The 16,026-nt window shown below is 73.2% G+C and carries 14 protein-coding genes; 8 read left to right on the top strand and 6 right to left on the bottom strand.

What is annotated here, in order from left to right; translation table 11 throughout:
* The first annotated feature begins 3 nt into the window (after positions 1-3).
* Entirely contained in the window at positions 4-1,554 is a 1,551-nt protein-coding gene (locus ACQEUU_RS17370; RefSeq protein ID WP_433067005.1) for an alpha/beta hydrolase, read from the top strand.
* Positions 1,555-1,558: 4 nt separating this feature from the next.
* Here the strand turns inward: ACQEUU_RS17370 and ACQEUU_RS17365 are convergent, their stop codons facing one another.
* Positions 1,559-2,959, bottom strand: coding sequence for an FAD-binding oxidoreductase (locus ACQEUU_RS17365; RefSeq protein ID WP_433067002.1), 1,401 nt, complete (start codon positions 2,957-2,959; stop codon positions 1,559-1,561).
* 111 nt (positions 2,960-3,070) lie between these two features.
* On the opposite strand from ACQEUU_RS17365, the gene ACQEUU_RS17360 reads away from it, so the two are divergent.
* The 7 genes from ACQEUU_RS17360 to ACQEUU_RS17330 all read left to right on the top strand — a co-directional run bounded on the left by ACQEUU_RS17360 (position 3,071) and on the right by ACQEUU_RS17330 (position 10,289).
* Positions 3,071-3,670: a 4'-phosphopantetheinyl transferase family protein gene (locus tag ACQEUU_RS17360; protein ID WP_433067000.1), complete on the top strand. Its 600-nt coding sequence runs from the start codon at positions 3,071-3,073 to the stop codon at positions 3,668-3,670.
* A 52-nt stretch (positions 3,671-3,722) separates the two neighbouring features.
* Positions 3,723-4,181 (top strand): MarR family winged helix-turn-helix transcriptional regulator, encoded by a 459-nt coding sequence (locus ACQEUU_RS17355; RefSeq protein WP_270157884.1) that lies wholly within the window; start codon positions 3,723-3,725, stop codon positions 4,179-4,181.
* Between the two features lie 60 nt (positions 4,182-4,241).
* A complete protein-coding gene (locus ACQEUU_RS17350) occupies positions 4,242-4,892 on the top strand; it encodes an LppX_LprAFG lipoprotein (RefSeq protein ID WP_433066997.1) in 651 nt (216 codons plus the stop codon).
* Complete coding sequence (locus ACQEUU_RS17345) at positions 4,889-6,664, top strand: MFS transporter (RefSeq protein WP_433066994.1); 1,776 nt, start codon at positions 4,889-4,891, stop codon at positions 6,662-6,664. The genes ACQEUU_RS17350 and ACQEUU_RS17345 overlap by 4 nt, the downstream gene beginning before the upstream one ends.
* Positions 6,665-6,731: 67 nt before the next feature.
* Positions 6,732-7,811, top strand: a complete 1,080-nt coding sequence (locus ACQEUU_RS17340; RefSeq protein WP_433066991.1) for a GNAT family N-acetyltransferase — start codon at positions 6,732-6,734, stop codon at positions 7,809-7,811.
* The gene (locus ACQEUU_RS17335) at positions 7,811-8,974 is read left to right on the top strand and encodes a DegT/DnrJ/EryC1/StrS family aminotransferase (protein WP_433066989.1); all 1,164 of its coding nucleotides are present in this window, start codon (positions 7,811-7,813) and stop codon (positions 8,972-8,974) included. The genes ACQEUU_RS17340 and ACQEUU_RS17335 overlap by 1 nt, the downstream gene beginning before the upstream one ends.
* Positions 8,964-10,289, top strand: a complete 1,326-nt coding sequence (locus ACQEUU_RS17330) for a lipopolysaccharide biosynthesis protein (protein ID WP_433066986.1) — start codon at positions 8,964-8,966, stop codon at positions 10,287-10,289. Before ACQEUU_RS17335 ends, ACQEUU_RS17330 begins: the two co-directional genes overlap by 11 nt.
* 40 nt (positions 10,290-10,329) lie before the next feature.
* Here the strand turns inward: ACQEUU_RS17330 and aspS are convergent, their stop codons facing one another.
* The 5 genes from aspS to ACQEUU_RS17305 all read right to left on the bottom strand — a co-directional run bounded on the left by aspS (position 10,330) and on the right by ACQEUU_RS17305 (position 16,011).
* Complete coding sequence (aspS, locus tag ACQEUU_RS17325) at positions 10,330-11,592, bottom strand: aspartate--tRNA(Asn) ligase (RefSeq protein ID WP_433066983.1); 1,263 nt, start codon at positions 11,590-11,592, stop codon at positions 10,330-10,332.
* Positions 11,593-11,854: 262 nt separating this feature from the next.
* Positions 11,855-13,249, bottom strand: coding sequence for a ribosome biogenesis GTPase Der (der, locus tag ACQEUU_RS17320; protein WP_433066980.1), 1,395 nt, complete (start codon positions 13,247-13,249; stop codon positions 11,855-11,857).
* Positions 13,250-13,279: 30 nt separating this feature from the next.
* Positions 13,280-13,936 carry a (d)CMP kinase gene (gene cmk / locus ACQEUU_RS17315; protein WP_433066978.1) on the bottom strand — a complete coding sequence of 219 codons (657 nt, stop codon included), beginning with the start codon at positions 13,934-13,936 and terminating at the stop codon, positions 13,280-13,282.
* 93 nt (positions 13,937-14,029) lie between these two features.
* Positions 14,030-15,388: a carotenoid oxygenase family protein gene (locus tag ACQEUU_RS17310; protein WP_433066976.1), complete on the bottom strand. Its 1,359-nt coding sequence runs from the start codon at positions 15,386-15,388 to the stop codon at positions 14,030-14,032.
* Positions 15,388-16,011 carry a TetR/AcrR family transcriptional regulator gene (locus tag ACQEUU_RS17305; protein WP_433066973.1) on the bottom strand — a complete coding sequence of 208 codons (624 nt, stop codon included), beginning with the start codon at positions 16,009-16,011 and terminating at the stop codon, positions 15,388-15,390. Before ACQEUU_RS17305 ends, ACQEUU_RS17310 begins: the two co-directional genes overlap by 1 nt.
* Positions 16,012-16,026 lie beyond the last annotated feature (15 nt).

Raw genomic sequence — 16,026 nt, 5'->3', positions numbered from 1 at the left:
GACATGCGAAGATCTGTCCTGATCCTCAGCCTCCTCCTCACCGCTCTCCTGCCGCTCGCGCCCGCCCTGCCGGCCGCGGCCGGCACCGCACCCGGGGGCGGGACCCCGATCGCGTGGACCCCCTGCCCCGAGGACCCGGCCGTCGAGTGCGGCACTCTCACGGTGCCCGTCGACTGGGACCGTCCGAACGGGCCGTCGTTCGAGCTGGCGGTGGCCCGGCGCAAGGCCGCCGGCCCCGGCGCCCGCATCGGCTCGCTGGTGATCAACCCGGGCGGGCCGGGCGGCTCCGGGGTGGACTCCGTGATCCAGGAGTACGGCTTCACCCCGGAGCTGACCGGCCGGTTCGACGTGGTCGGTTTCGACCCGCGCGGGGTGAGGCGCAGCCACCCCGTCCTGTGCTCGCGGGAGCTGGCCCGGCGGGCGCCCGGCCCGCTGGAGATCGGCGACCAGGCGGACTTCGCGGCGCTCCTGGCCCACAACGAGCGCTACCGGCAGGACTGCCGGGCCCGCACCGGGCCGCTCTTCGACCACGTCGACACCGGCAGCGTCGTGCGTGACCTCGACGCCCTGCGCGAGGCGCTCGGCGACCGTCAGCTCACCTTCTACGGCAAGTCGTACGGGACCCTGATCGGCCAGCTGTACGCCGAGCGCTTCCCCCGGCGGGTGCGGGCGCTGGCGCTCGACAGCACCATGGACCACAGCCTGGACACCCGGGGCTTCCTCGACACCGAGTCGAGGGCGGCGCAGGACTCCTTCGACGAGTTCGCCGCCTGGTGCGAGCGTACGGAGTCGTGCGCGCTGCACGGCCGCGACGTGCGGGCCGTCTGGGCCGAGCTGCTGGAGCGGGCCGGACGGGGCGAGCTGACCCTGCCCGGCGCACCCGGCGAGCCGGGCGAGCCGATCGGCGTGTTCGACCTCGTCCGGCAGGCGTTCTCCGCGTTCTACGGCCCGCACTTCGCCGAGCTGGCCGGGCTCCTGGCGGCGCTGGAGAGCGGCGAGCCCGCGACCCGGCTCCTGGCCGGGGCCGACCTTCGGGAGGAGACGGTCGCCGACCCGTCGCGGATCTTCTGTCTCGACTACCTGCTGCCGGTGCGCGACCACCGTGAGTACGCCGCCCACCTGCGCCGGTCGGCGAAGATCGCGCCGGACATGCTGTTCAGCCCGCTCGCGTTCGGCATGCTGCTCACCTGCGCCGGCACGCCGGCCCCGATCCCGAACCCGCAGCACCGGCTGCGGGTCGACGGCACGCCGCCGCTGCTGCTCGCCAACTCCCTGCACGACCCGGCCACCGGCTACGCGTGGGCCACCGCCGCCGCCCGGCAGATCGGGCACGAGGCCAGGCTGCTGACCTACGAGGGCTGGGGGCACGGTGTCTACGGCATGGGCGAGTGCCCGACGGCGGCCTTCGACCGCTACCTGATCGAGCTGGAGGTCCCGGCCAGGGGCGCCCGCTGCCCGGCGGTGCCTCCGGGCGCCACCACGCTGCGCACCGGGCCGCCGCCCACCCCGATCCCCGGCACTCCCGGCTACGTCCTGGCCCGGATGCCGGCCTGACGGATCACCCGGCGGCCGGCTCGATGTTCGCGTTGAGGTGGAAGACGTTGTCCGGGTCGTACTCCGCCTTGATCGCGGCGAGTCTGGCGTACTTCCCGCCGTAGGAGGCGCGCACGCGGTCCTCGTCCTGGTCGGCGATGAAGTTCACGTACGTGCCGGTGTCCCGGGCGTGCGGGAGCATCGCCGACCAGGCGTCGCGGACCCAGGCGCACTCCGCCTCCAGGGCCTCCGCGGTGGGGGCGAGCGCGACGATCGACATCGTGTAGTGCGGCTCCCGGCTGCCGCCGAAGGCGGTGGCCTCGTCCGGGACGGCGCTGAAGGCCCCGTCGAGGCGGAACGCCGGCAGGAACGACATCGGCGACCCCTTCAGGGCCGCCTGCTCGCACAGGGTGGCGATCGCGTCAGGCCCGAGCGACGGCAGGTCGAGCGCCTTCTCGTAGGCGGCCACCCCCCACGGCGTGCTCTCGTCCAGCAGCGACTGCAACCGCGAATACGGCATCGACGCGGTGTGCGAGAACAGCGGCGGCGTCGTGTCCTCCAGGGCCGCCACCACCGAGGCGTGCTCCTCGGGCGGCCCGAACCCGGCCAGGATCAGCAGGTGCCCCGGCCGCGTGCGGTGCTCCTCCGGCACGTACGGCGCGGCCGGCGCGCTCATCCCGAACGCGATCAGCGCGCTGACGCGGCCGGGCAGGGTCGTCACGGCCCGGTCGATCGCCGCGACGGCCTCGTGGCCCCGCTCGGCCTCCCAGAACAGCAGCGCCACCCGCACCCGCGGCCCGACCGGGTGCAGCCGGAAGGCGAAGGCGGTGACGACGCCGAAGTTGCCGCCGCCGCCCCGCAACGCCCAGAACAGGTCGTCGTGCTCGCGCGCCGAGGCGTGCACCTGGCGGCCGTCGGCGAGCACGACGTCGGCCGACTCCAGGTTGTCGGCGGTCAGCCCGTGCTCACGGCTCAGCCAGCCGAAGCCGCCGCCGAGGGTCAGTCCGGCGATCCCGGTGTGACTGATCGTGCCGCCGGGCGTCGCCAGCCCGTACACCTGGGTGGCCGCGTCGAGGTCGGCCCAGGTCGCGCCGGCGCCGCAGGACGCCCACCGGCTCGCGGCGTCGACGTCGATCATCCGCAGGGCGCCCAGGTCGAGCATGACCCCGCCTTCGGTCACGGCCGTGCCGCCGAAGCCGTGGCCGCCGCCGCGCACGGAGATCTCCAGGTCCTCCTGCCTGGCGAAGGTGATCGCCGCCTCGGCGTCCTCCGGGCCGGCGCACCGTACGATCACGCCGGGACGGCGGTCGACGGCGCCGTTCCAGACCTTCCGCATGACCTCGTAGCCGGCGTCGCGCGGCGTGACGACGCGCCCCGCGCAGCTCTCGCGCAGCCCTTCGAGTCCGCTTCTGACGAGCTCAACCATGTCGCACCCCCAGGGCGCGCTATAGGCGGGTGGTCAGTTAATCGTAGGATTCGCCGGATTTGCGACAGGTTCATGAATGGGCAAATCTGGGTCAGGGTGTACGTTGCGGACATGGCGCTGGTGATGGGCGGGCGGCCCGAAGAAGTCGACGCTCCCGTGACATGGCTGACCTCCGCCGAGCGGGAACGGGCCCTGCGGTTCCGGCACGACTCCGACCGCCACGCGTTCGTCGCCGCCCACCTGCTCGTCCGCCTCTGCGCGGCCGAGTTCCTCGGCGTCGCTCCGGACCGGCTCACGCTCGCCCAGCACTGCGAGGTGCACGGCCCCGGCCACGGCAGGCCGTACCTGGAGGAGGCCACGACCCTGGGTGTCAGCCTGAGCCACACCCGCGGCTACGTGTGCGCGGCGGCCGGCCACGGCCGCGTCGGGGTCGACGCCGAGCGGGTGCCGCCCGGCCCGCTCGACCGCCTGCTCGCCGGAATGGCGCTCACTCCCAGAGAGCGGGCGGAGGCCGGCGGCAACGAGGACGTGATCCGGGTGTGGGCGCGCAAGGAGGCGCTGATCAAGCGCGGCGAGCTGACCCTCGACGAGCTGTCCGCCCGCGACGGCGACTGGGCGGGCCGCCATCTGCTGGAGTGGCGGGCCGAGCCGGACATCCTGGTCGCCGCCATCACCGACACCCCTGCCAGGCGAGCGGCGATCCCCGGCTAACCTGGTGAATGTGGCCATCGTCTCGGCCCACGACGTGTTCGGATAGGAGATCATGAGCGCGCCTCGCTGGCTTTCCTCCAATGAGCAGCGTGCCTGGCGAACCCACCTGGCCCTGCACAAGCTCCTCATGCACCGCCTCGACCGGGAGCTGCAGGAGCACTCTCTGTCGCTCAACGACTACGAGATCCTGGTCAACCTGTCCGAGAGCGCCGGCCGGCGGATGCGCATGAGCGACCTGGCCGACGCCACCATCCAGTCGCGCAGCCGGCTGTCCCACCAGATCTCCCGGATGGAGGCCAAGGGGCTCGTCGTCCGCGAGGACTGCCGTGACGACCGGCGCGGCACCTTCGCCGTGCTGACCGACGAGGGCTGGGACACGATCCAGCGGGTGGCGCCCGTCCACGTGGCCGGCGTGCGCGAGCACTTCGTCGACCGGCTGACCGACGACCAGCTCAACGAGCTGGAAGGCGCCTTCGCCCCGATCGTGGAGCACCTGAAGAAGCTGCGCTGACATCCAACCGATACCGGTGGCGGCGCGCGGCGCGCGCCCTCGCTCGCTACGATCCGCTTCATGCTGAGAAAGCTGCTCCTCGTGCTCCTCGTCGCCGGCCTGACGGCCTGCTCCTCCGGGAGCCCCGAGGAGCTGCCCGCGGGCCCCGACCTGATGAAGAAGGCGGCGGAGGCGATGCGGTCGGTGAAGTCCGCCGCGTTCTCGATCGCCACGGAGGGCAAGCCCAACGTGCCGGTCAAGAAGGCCGACGGCCGGCTCACGGCGCAGGGCGACGCCGACGGCACGATCACGCTGGAGGTCTTCGGCAGCCTCCAGGAGATCACGTTCGCGCTGATCGGTGACACCGTCCACTTCAAGGGTCCGACCGGCGGTTTCCAGAAGCTCACCCGCAAGGAGCTGGCGCAGCTCTACGACCCGTCGCTGATCCTGGACCCCACCAAGGGCATCGCCCAGCTGCTCCAGTCCGCGGGCGACCCCCGGGTCGAGGCCGAGGAGGGCGGCGGCTACCGGGTGGCCACCGGGTTCTCCGAGCAGACGCTCGGCACGCTCGTGCCGGGGGTCACGGAGCCGGTCAACGGCACCATCTGGATCGACAAGGCCACCAGCAGGCTGACCAAGATCGAGCTGCCGCTGCAGCAGGGCACCGTGAGCGTCACGCTGACCGACTACGACGCCCCGGTGACGGTCACGCCGCCCCCCTCGGCCGGATGAGACGCGCGCGCCGGGTCGCGCTCGGCGTCGGCGGCGCGGTGGTGCTGCTGGCGGCGCTCGACGCCTACGTGGTCGTGACCGTCCTCATCGACATCGCCACCGACCTCGGCATCCCGCTCAACCGGCTGGAACGGGCCACGCCCGTGGTGACCGGCTTCCTGCTCGGCTACGTGGCCGCCATGCCGCTGCTCGGGCAGCTGTCCGACCGGTACGGCAGACGGCCGCTCATCCACGCCTGCCTGGCGGCGTTCGCGCTCGGCTCGGTGCTGACGGCGCTGGCGGCGTCCGAGATCATGGTGGTGACCGGCCGGGCCGTCCAAGGAGTGGCGGGCGGGGCGCTGCTGCCCATCACGATGGCGCTCATCGGCGACCTGTGGGGCGAGCGGGAGCGGCCGGTGGCGCTGGGGGCTGTCGGCGCGGCCCAGGAGCTCGGCAGCGCGCTCGGGCCGGTGTACGGCGGGGTGCTGGCGCTGATCCCCGGCTTCGCGGTGCTCGGAGTCGAACTGGGTGGCTGGCACGCCATCTTCTGGATCAACGTCCCCCTGGCGCTCGCCGCCGCCCTCGCCGTCCAGTGGGCGATCCCCGCCCGCCCCCCGGCGGCACCAGGCGTGCCGGACCACCCCACGGGCGCCCCAGACATGCCGGACGACGCCCCGCACCCTGCGGGCACGCCCGGCCTTTCCGGTGATCCCGCCCGTCACGGCCGAACCGGGGCGGGCGCTCAGGCCCGTTCCCTCGATTCCCGTGCAGACGGCCAGGAACGCGGGACGGTCGCCGAAGCGCCGGCGGTGCCCGGTGACGCGCTCTCCACACAGGTCACGACGTCCCCCAGCCACGGGATGTCTTTCAGCCATGCGACGTCCGGCGGGGCGGTGCGGGTGGACTGGGTCGGCGGCGGGTTGCTGGCGCTGGCGCTGGGTCTGCTGGTGGTGGGCCTCTACAACCCGGACCCCGCCACGACGGTGCTGCCCGCGTGGGGGCCGCCGCTCATCGGGGCCGGCGTCCTGGTGGCGGCGGTGTTCGTCTGGTGGGAGGTGCGCTCGCCCGTACGGCTGCTCGACCTCACCGGCGTGCCCAGGCGCCCGCTGCTGGCCACGCTGGGCGTGAGCTTCCTGACCGGGGCCGCGCTGCTGGTCACGATGGTGTTCGTGCAGTTCACCGCGCAGACGCTGCTCGGCCTTGAGGCGCTGGAGGCGGCGCTGGTCCTGGGCAGGTTCCTGATCGCGCTGCCGGTGGGGGCGCTGCTGGGCGGGCTGCTGACGCGCCGGTTGGGCGGCCGGGCGGTCACGGTGGCGGGCCTGCTGGTGGCCGCCGCCGGTTACGCGATGATGAGCCGCTGGCCGCTGGAGCTGGCGGAGGCCCGGCTGACGATGGACGCCACGCTGGTCGTGGCCGGCCTGGGCGTGGGCCTGGTGATCGCGCCGGTGTCGGCGGCGGCGCTGCGGGTGACGCCGCCGGCCCAGCACGGGGTGGCCTCGGCGGCGGTCGTGGTGGCCCGGATGATGGGCATGCTCATCGGCATCGCCGCCGTCTCGGCCTGGGGCTTCCACCGTTTCCAGTCGCTGACCGCCCACCTGGACACCCCCGTGCCGTTCGGCGTCGAGCCGGCCGAGTACGCCCGGCTGCTCGCCGAGTACACGGCCAGGGTGCAGGCGGCGCTGCACGTCGAGTACACCGAGATGTTCCTGGTGACGGCGGTCATCTGCCTGGGCGGGGCGGCTCTGGGGTGGTTTCTCCCGCGCGGTGCCGGAGCGCATCCGCCTCCCGCGTAACCCCGGCTCACCGTCAGTCCCGCCGGCGCTACGCTGTTCCCCTCACATCGAGAAGCAGGGGGCTTTCGTGTACGAGGTCGGTGTCTTACGTCCAGGTGAGCTGAGCACGTCCGAGATCGACGCCTGGCGGGACATGCAACGGGGGCAGTCCCACCTCGGCAATCCGTTCCTCAGTCCTGACTTCACGCTCGCCATGGGCGAGGTCGACCGCAGGGTCCGGGTGGCGGTGGCCCGCGACGATGACGGCATTGCCGGGTTCTTCCCGTACGAGGAGCGTTCCGGCGTCGGAGCGGCCGTCGGCGCGTGGGTGTCGCTGTGCCAGGGAGTGGTGCACCGGCCGGGCGCCTCGTTCGACGCCGCCGCGCTGCTGCGGGCCTGCGGGCTGCACGTGTGGGAGTTCGGCTGCCTGGTGGCGCGGCAGCCGTGGTTCGACCCGTACGTCACGCTGACGCAGGACGCGGCCGTGCTCGACCTGGCCGACGGCTGGCCGGCCTACCTGCGGGAGTTGCGCGGGCGGTCGCCGAAGTTCCTCAAGAGCACCCAGTACAAGGAGCGCAAGCTCGGCCGCGACGTCGGCGAGGTGACGTCCGCCTTCGCGGTGGACTCCGCCGAGGAGTTCCGGCTGCTGCGGGCGTGGAAGTCGGAGCAGTACCGGCGCAACGGCCGGGCCGACCGGTTCGGCCGGCCGTGGGTGGTGGAGCTGGTGGAGCGGCTGCACGCCGTCGACAGCAAGGACTTCGGCGGCGTGCTGTCGATGCTGTACGTCGGCGGCACGCCGGTCGCCGGCCATTTCGGGCTGCGCAGCCGCACGACCCTGATCGGCTGGTTCCCGGCCTACGATCCCCGCTTCGCCAAGTACTCCCCCGGCCTGATCCAGCACCTGCGGATGGCCGAGGGGGCCGCGGAGGCCGGGCTGGAGACGATCGACCTGAGCGTCGGCGCCGGCTACGAGTACAAGGAGGCCCTCGCCAGCAGGAGCGTTCCCATATCCGAGGGGGTGGTGCGGCGGCGCACCGGCCGCGCGGGTCTGCACTGGGCGCGCACCGAGCCGGTCCGGCTGGCCCGCCGGGCCGTCCTCGGCACCCCGGCGATCCACCGGCTGGCCGACCGCGCGCTCAAGACCTACGGCCGCCGCAGGAGCCGGTGATGACCACCGTCGCGGAGCTGGAGTCCCTGATGGCCGAGCGGCTCGGCCAGGGCTGCCTCCACGTGCCGTCGGCCCGGTTCGGGCTGCTGCTGGCGCTGCGCCACTGGTTCCGGCCCGGCGACCGGGTGCTGATCGCGCCGACGAACTGCGAGACCGTGCTGTTCGTCGCGCTGGCGGCCGGGCTGACGCCGGTGATGGCCCCGGTGTCGGCCCGCGACGGCAACATCGACGTGGACCGGGTCGGCTGGTCCGGGCTGGCGGGCGTGCTGACCACGCATCTGTACGGGGTGCCCGACCGGGTGGCCGAGCTGCGCGCCGCCTGCGACCGGCACGGGCTGGTGCTGGTGGACGACGCCGCGCACGCCTTCCAGACGGAGGCGGACGGCCGCCGGGCCGGACTGTGGGGCGAGGCCGGGGTGTTCAGCCTGGCCAAGCACGGGCGGGCCATGTCCGGCGGCTTCCTGACGACCGCCGACGAGGCCGCGCTCCCGGAGCTGGCCGCGGCCCGCGACGCGCTGCTGCTGCCCGGCACGGCCGGGGCGCGGCTGTCGGCCGTGCTGCGGCCGCTGCTGCGCGAGGCGGTCCAGCGCACCGGCCTGGTGCGGCCCGTGTGGCACACCCTCAAACGGCTCGGCCTCATGACGTGGACCGGCCACCGCTACCCGACCACCGCGGCCGAGGTCGCCAAGGCGGCGGGCGATCTGGACGCGATGGGCCCGCTGCTCCGCATCGACCTGGACGACTGGCGGATGCGGCCGGGGCCGGCCCTGCTGCGCCTGCACCGTTCCCGGATCCGCGCGGTCGCCAGGGAGCGGGAGCGCAGGATGGCCGGGGTCGAGGCGCTGCGCGCCACCCCGTGGGCCGCCCCGGGGGTGACGGACGCGCCGGCGCGGCCCCTGCTGCGGGTGCCGCTGCTGGTGGAGGAGCGCGACCGGGTGGTGGCCGAGCTGGAGGCGCGCGGCGTCGTGCCGGGGTTCGTCTACGATCCGCCGCTCGACGACTACCTGACCATGATCCCTCCCGGTCCCACCCCCGGCGCGGCCCGGTGGTGGACGGGCCACGTGCTGCCCGCCGACCCGCTCGACGCCCGCCGCCTGATCCCGCTGCTGGAGCGGCTGGGCGTCCGCCCGCCGATGGAAGGACCGCCTCCCGATGACCAGTGACGCCCGGGAGGTCGCCGGCCGGTCCGGGCTGCTCGCCCGGCTCCGCGCGGACCTGCGCGACCCGCTCTTCCTGCAGGGCTACGCCCTCATGGCCAACACCGCGATCACGGCGCTGCTCGGGCTGGGCTACTGGTTCCTGGCCGTGCGGCTGTACGATCCGGCCGCGTTCGGCCAGGGGCAGCTCATGATCACGGCGATGCGGCTGTTCTCCTCGCTCGTCGGGCTGGCCTTCGTGGGGGTGATGGCCAGGTTCATCCCGGTGTCGGGGCACGGCACGGGCGGGCTGGTGCTGCGCGGCTACGGGGTCGCCGGGCTCACGGCGGTGCTGGCGGCGCTGGGGTTCCTGCTGATGCTGCCGCTGTGGGGACCCGCTTACGGGGAGCTGGCCGGGTTCGTGCCCGCGGTGGTGTTCCTGGCCGCGGTGCTGGTGTGGACGATCTTCACGTTGCAGGACGTGGTGCTCGCCGGGCTGCGGCAGGCCGTGTGGGTGCCGGTCAACAGCACGGTGTTCGGGCTGGGCAAGATGGTCCTGCTGGTCGTGCTGGCCGGCGTGCTGCCGGTGGGCGGGCTGTTCGGCGGCATCTTCGTCTCCTGGATGGTCCCCACGGCGCTCGCGCTCGTCCCGGTCACCTGGCTGATCTTCAAGGAGGCGATCCCCCGCCACGTCGCCCGCACCGGCGCGACCGCCTCCCCGCCGGGGCTGCGCGAGATCGGCCGGTTCGTGGCCGGCGACTTCTCCGGCACCCTGTCCACGCTGCTCGTGCTCTACCTGGTGCCGGTCATGGTCGGCGCCTGGCTCAACGACCCCGCGCTGTTCGGCTACTTCTCGGTCACCCACACGCTCGGCTGCATGATGGGGCTGCTGGCGGCCAACATGGCGGTGTCGCTGACCGTCGAGGGCTCGCTCGACGCCCGCCGGCTGGCGCGGACCACCCGCGACGCGTTGCGCCGCACCTTCCTGATCGTCGGGCCGGTGGTGGCCGTCGTGGTGGCCGGGGCGCCGCTGATCCTGGGCGTGTTCGGGCCCGGACTGTCCGAGGCCGGCACCCCCCTGCTGCGGCTGATGGCTCTCGGGGTGCTGCCGATGGCGCTGGTGGAGATCCGGCTCGGCACGCTCCGGGCCCGCAGCGAGGCCGGGAAGCTGGCCACCGTCCAGATCGGCATGACGCTGCTGGTCTTCGCCACCGTGGTCGCGCTGTTCCCGGTCGCGGGCGTCACCGGCGTCGGTTACGCGCTGCTGATCAGCCAGACGGTGACGGGACTGTGCGTGCTGCCCGGCCTGCGCCGGGTGCTGGCGCTCCCCCGTACCGGCTGACCCCCCGCCGCCCGCGAGCCCGGACGGCGGGGAGGGCCGGCTACGGCGTGAGCCGGTGCAGGTCGCGCGGGAACGCGGTGACCTGGCGGATGTTGGCCGCGCCCGTCAGGCGCGCCGTCCACCGCTCCAGGCCGATGGCGAACCCGCCGTGCGGCGGCATCCCGTACGCGAACGTCCGCAGATATGCCTCGTACGGCTCCGCGCTCTCACCACGGGCGGCCAGGGCGTCCAGGTAGTCCTCGTGCCGGTGCAGCCGCTGCCCGCCGGTGACCAGCTCCAGCCCGCGGAAGAGCAGGTCGAAGCCGTTGGAGTAGCCGGGCCTGCCCGGGTCGGGATGGGTGTAGAAGGGCCGTTTGGCCATCGGGTAGCCGGTGACGAACAGGAACTCCGAGCCGTGCTCCTTCCACGCCCACTCCGACAGCCACCGCTCCTGGGCCGGCGAGAGGTCGGGCTCGTCCTCGCCGGTCATCCGCTGCGCCTCGGTGAAGTGGACGGCCGGGATCTCGGCGGGGACGGCGGGCAGCTCCGCGCCGAGCCGGGCCACGGCCGGGGCGGCGCGCTCGCGCACCGACTCGACCATGCCCGCCACGGCCTCGCGCAGCACGGCCATGACGTCCCGGTGGTCGCGGACGAACCCCAGCTCGGCGTCGAGGCTGGTGTACTGGGCCAGGTGGCGTACGGTGTCGTGCGGCTCGGCGCGGAAGACCGGCCCGGCCTCGTACACCCGCTCGAACACGCCGACCATCGCCTGCTTGTAGAACTGCGGCGACTGGGCGAGGTAGGCGGGCCGGCCGAAGTAGTCGATGCCGAACACGTTCGCGCCGGACTCGGTCGCCGACGCGACGATCTTCGGGGTGTGGACCTCGGTGAACCCGAGCCGGTCCAGCGCGGCCCGGAACCCGGCCACGCTCGCGGCCGAGATCTCCAGCGGAGCCCGCAGCACCGGATGGCGCAGCGCGGCGGGCGCGTGGTCGAGCACCGTCGGCAGCGTCGCCGGCACCACGGGCCTGAACAGGTCGAACGGCGGCGGCTCTACCGGCCGCGACAGCAGCTCGATCTCCGGCTCGGCCAGTTCGACGCCGCCGGGCGCCTGCGGGTTGGCGGTCACCGTGCCGGTGACCCGGACCACGCTCTCCTCGGCGGGCAGGTCGCCGGCGGTGACCGCCTGGGCCACCCCCGAACGGTCCCTGACGACCAGGAAGGACACGGTTTTCAGCAGCCGGCGGCGATGGACCCAGCCGGCGATCGTCACTCGTTGCCCGGCGTGCTCGGCGAGCTCGGCGGACAGAACACGAGAGATCATGACAGCTCCTCGAAGGGAAGGTGTATGACCCCTTGGGAGTGCGGGGGAGAAGGGAGCTCCCGGTGCCACCGCACTTTCGCCGCCCGGGACCGGGCGGCCTCTCGGACCCTGTGACGGGGGGTCAGGCCGGCGGGGCATTTCCTCCCCGCACTCGGGAGTGTCTTCACCGGGGGCGCGGGGCCGCCTTCACAGCATCGGCGGCTCTCTCGGCCCGCGTGGTCCCCGGTTACTCGTCTCCGTCGACGCGTTGCCGACGATGGTATCAGCGTTCCTTTTTCTGGCGCTTCTCCCTGATCTTCATCGTGACCTCGATCGGCGAGCCGGCGAAGCCGAACTCCTCGCGGATGCGCCGCTCGATGAAGCGCCGGTAGGTGTCCTCCAGCCAGCCGGAGGTGAACAGCACGAACTTGGGCGGCTCGATCGACGCCTGGGTGGCGAACAGGATCTTCGGCTGCTTGCCGCCGCGCACCGGGGGCGGCGTCTGCTGCACCAGCTCGGTCAGGAAGGCGTTGAGCCGGGACGTCGGCACCCGGGTCGCCCAGGACTCCAGCGCCCGCTCCAGGGCGGGCACCAGCCGGTCGACGTGGCGGCCGGTCTTGGCCGAGATGTTGACCCGCAGCGCCCACGGGGTGCGGACGAGCTGCCGGTCGATCTCCTTCTCCAGATAGTAGCGGCGGTCCTCGTCGACGAGGTCCCACTTGTTGAACGCGACCACCATGGCCCGGCCGGACTCGATCACCAGGCCGATGATGCGCAGGTCCTGCTCGGTGAGCGGCTCGCCGGCGTCGATGAGCACGATCGCCACCTCCGAGCGCTCCAGCGCGGAGCGGGTCCGCATGGCGGCGTAGAAGTCGGCGCCCTGCAGCTCGCGGTCGCGCCGGCGGATGCCGGCCGTGTCGACGAAGCGCCACGTCCTGCCGCCCAGCTCGATGAGCTCGTCGACGGGGTCGCGGGTGGTGCCGGCCATCGGGTCGACCAGCACCCGCTCCTCCCCCGCCAGCTTGTTGAGCAGCGAGGACTTGCCGACGTTGGGCTTGCCGAGCAGCGCCACCCGGTAGGGGCCGCGCTCCTCGGAGAAGCTCTCGCGCGGGGTCTCGGGCAGCGCGTCGAGCACCACGTCGAGCAGGTCGCCGCTGGAGCGGCCGTGCAGCGCGGAGACGGGGTGGGGCTCGCCCAGGCCGAGCGACCACAGCGCGGCGGCCTCCAGCTCGACCTGCTGGTTGTCGACCTTGTTGGCGGCCAGGATGACGGGCTTGCCCGACTGGCGCAGCACGGAGCCGACGATCTCGTCGGCGTCGGTGGCGCCCACGGTGGCGTCGACCACGAACAGGATCACGTCGGCCAGGTCGGCCGCGACCTGCGCCTGCTCGGCGATGCGCAGCCCCATCCCGGTGGCCTCGGGGTCCCATCCGCCGGTGTCGACCACGGTGAAGCGGCGGCCGCGCCAGTTGGCCTCGTAGGTCACCCGGTCACGGGTCACCCCCGGGACGTCCTCCACGACCGCCTCGCGGCGGCCGATGATGCGGTTGACCAGCGTGGACTTGCCGACATTCGGCCGTCCGACGATGGCCACCACCGGCAACGGCCCGCTTTCGCCGCGGTCGCCGGAAACTTCGAGATCGTCGAGCTCAGCCTCGACCCAATCCCCCGTAGACATGATGTGTCATCCTCATGAGTCCCGCACCGCTCAGGTGCGCTCCTTGACCAGTCTCAACACTTCCGCGATCACCTCGTCGAGGTTGAGCGCGGTGGTGTCGAGCTCGACGGCGCCATCCGCCATCGAGAGTGGATCCGTCTTGCGTGTCGAGTCGAGCGTGTCGCGCCTGGCCAGGGCCGCCCGCTGCGCCTCCGCCGTGGTGCCGGCCAGCTCCGCGGACCGGCGCAGGGCGCGGGCCTCGGGGCTGGCCGTCAGGTAGATCTTGACGGGGGCGTCGGGGGCGACGACGGTGCCGATGTCACGGCCCTCGACCACGATGTCGCCCGCGCCGATGATCCGGCGCTGCAGGGCGACGAGCCGGGCCCGCACCTCGGGCACCGCCGCGACGGCGGAGACCGCGGAGGTCACCTCGTCCTCCCGGATCGGCCCGGCCACGTCGACGCCGCCGACGTGGATGGCGGGGCCGCCGGGGTCGGTGCCGGAGACGATCTCGGGCTCGCCGCAGCGGGCCGCGATCGCGGCGGGGTCGCCGAGGTCGACACCCTGGCGCAGGATCCACCAGGTCATCGCCCGGTACTGCGCTCCGGTGTCCAGGTAGCGCAGACCCAGCGCGCGGGCCACCCCGCGCGACGCGCTCGACTTGCCCGACCCCGAAGGGCCGTCCATGGCGACGACCAGACCGGCCACGGCTCTCCTTCTGCCCGTGCTGACCCAACCTGACGAGGTTACCGCCTCGCGCCACCACCGGACGCCGGTGACCGCCGGGCGCCGGGCCGGCCGTCAGTCGGCGATCCAGCTCCCGTGGAAGCCGAGCGGCACCCGGGCCGGCAGGTGGACGGTGGCGACCGGGGCGCCGGTGAAGTCCTGCGCCGACAGGACCACCAGGTCGGCCGCCCCCCGGTCCGGGTCGTTGACGAAGCTGAGCACGTACCCGTCGTCCTCGGCGTCGCCGGACGGCACGAAGACCGGCTCGCCCACGTACGCGTCGCGCCCGAACTGACGGTACTGCTGGGTGCCGGCCGCCAGGTCCTGCTTGATCAGCGTGTTGTCGAACGCCTCGTCGGGCAGGTCCTCCAGCTCGGTGTCGGCGGGGCCGAGCACGTCGTTCAGTGACCGGGCGGCCGCGGTGTAGCCGTAGCGGTAGGGCCTGCCCGTCAGCCGCTCGTCCATGCGCGGGAACTCCTGCGCCCGGTCGTCCAGCCGCGTCTCGGTGACGGTGCCCGCGACCGGGTCGATCCGCCAGCGGTCCAGCGTCGGCAGGCCGCCCAGGTCGAGCCGGGCGTCCACGAACCGCTCGGGGTAGCGCACCAGGTCGACCACCACCTGGTCGCCGTCGTCGTAGGCGTTGAGCGTGTGGAAGACCCAGCACGGCGCCACCTCCACCCAGCGCACCTCGCCGGTCGCCCGCGACAGCAGGCCGACCCGGGAGCCGTGGGCGGGGTTCCAGGCGTAGGGGATCGGGGCGCCCCGCTGGGCCTGGTCCATGCTGAAGGTGACCGGCAGGTCGTAGATGACCACGTACTTCTCGGTGAGGGCGAAGTCGTGCAGCATGGGCGCGTCGGCGATCGGGACGTCCCTGGTCCGGATCACCGTGCCCTTGTCGTCGAGCACGATGTGCTGGTGGTGCTCCCAGCCGTAGTAGTACGCCATCGCGTGCAGTTCGCCGGTGGCCGGGTCCAGGTGGGTGTGCGCGGCGAAGCCGCCGGGCAGGCCGCCGTCGAAGTCGCACGGGCCGATGGTGTCGAGCTCGTAGCCCAGCTCGTACGGCAGCGCCCCGGCCTCGACGGTGGCGAGCGTGCGCCCGGCGACGCCGATCACGTGGGTGTTGGCGGCGAAGTCCATGCCGCCGTGGGTGAGCGTGGAGCGCGGCTCCTCGCCGAGCCGCCGTGACACGGCGGCGTTGCGCACCCAGCGGTTGCGGTACCACTCGGCGCGGCCGTCGCGCAGCCGCACGCCGTGGACCATGCCCTCCCCGAGGAACAGGTGGGAGGAGGACGGGTCGTCGAGACTCAGCGGGTTGGGGCCGTTGCGCAGGTAGCGGCCGTTCAGCTCGGCCGGGAGCCTGCCGGTCACCTCCAGGTCGAAGGCGGTGATCTCCTCGGTGACGGGGGCGAAGCCGCCGCGGTACGGGTGGGACATCATGGGGTCCTCTCGTCGGGAGGAAGGAAGGGGTGGAGCACCGAGGTCCACAGCGACCGGTAGCGACGCCCGGCCTCGGCCTGATCGAAGAAGCCGGAGATCTCCAGGCTCACGGCCCCGTGCATGGCCATCCAGAGCATGTCGGCGATCTCGGCGGCGGCGCCTCCGCGCAGCCGCCCCTCGTCCAGGCACCGCTGCACGCCGCTCACGAGCATCCGGAAACTGCGCCGCGCGGTGTCCCTGGCGGTTTCATCCGGGACATAACCGGACAAAGCACCCTGAAACATCACCCGGTAGTACTCCGGCTCCTCCAGCGCGTACTCCCGGTACGCGTCGACGCCGGCGGCCAGGTGGGCGAGGGCGTCGCCGGTGGGCGTGACCTCCCGCAGCCGGCGCTCGAACCGGGCGAACCCTTCCAGCCAGAGCGCCTGACCGAGCCCGTCCTTGCCGCCGAACAGCGTGTAGATCACCTTGGTCGAGCAGCCGACCTCGCCGGAGATCCGCCGCACCGTCAGCGCCGCGGGCCCCTCACCGATCAGCAGCCGCTTGGCGGCGTCGAGGATGACGGCCCGCACGACGCTCTGCCCCTCTTGCTGGGCCTGCTGGTACGCGGTCACACTCATGATCGGTAACGTCGT

The organism is Nonomuraea sp. CA-218870, from assembly GCF_050936535.1.
In the GTDB taxonomy this organism is placed as follows: domain Bacteria; phylum Actinomycetota; class Actinomycetes; order Streptosporangiales; family Streptosporangiaceae; genus Nonomuraea; species Nonomuraea corallina.
This window is presented reverse-complemented; position numbering and strand designations above follow the sequence as displayed.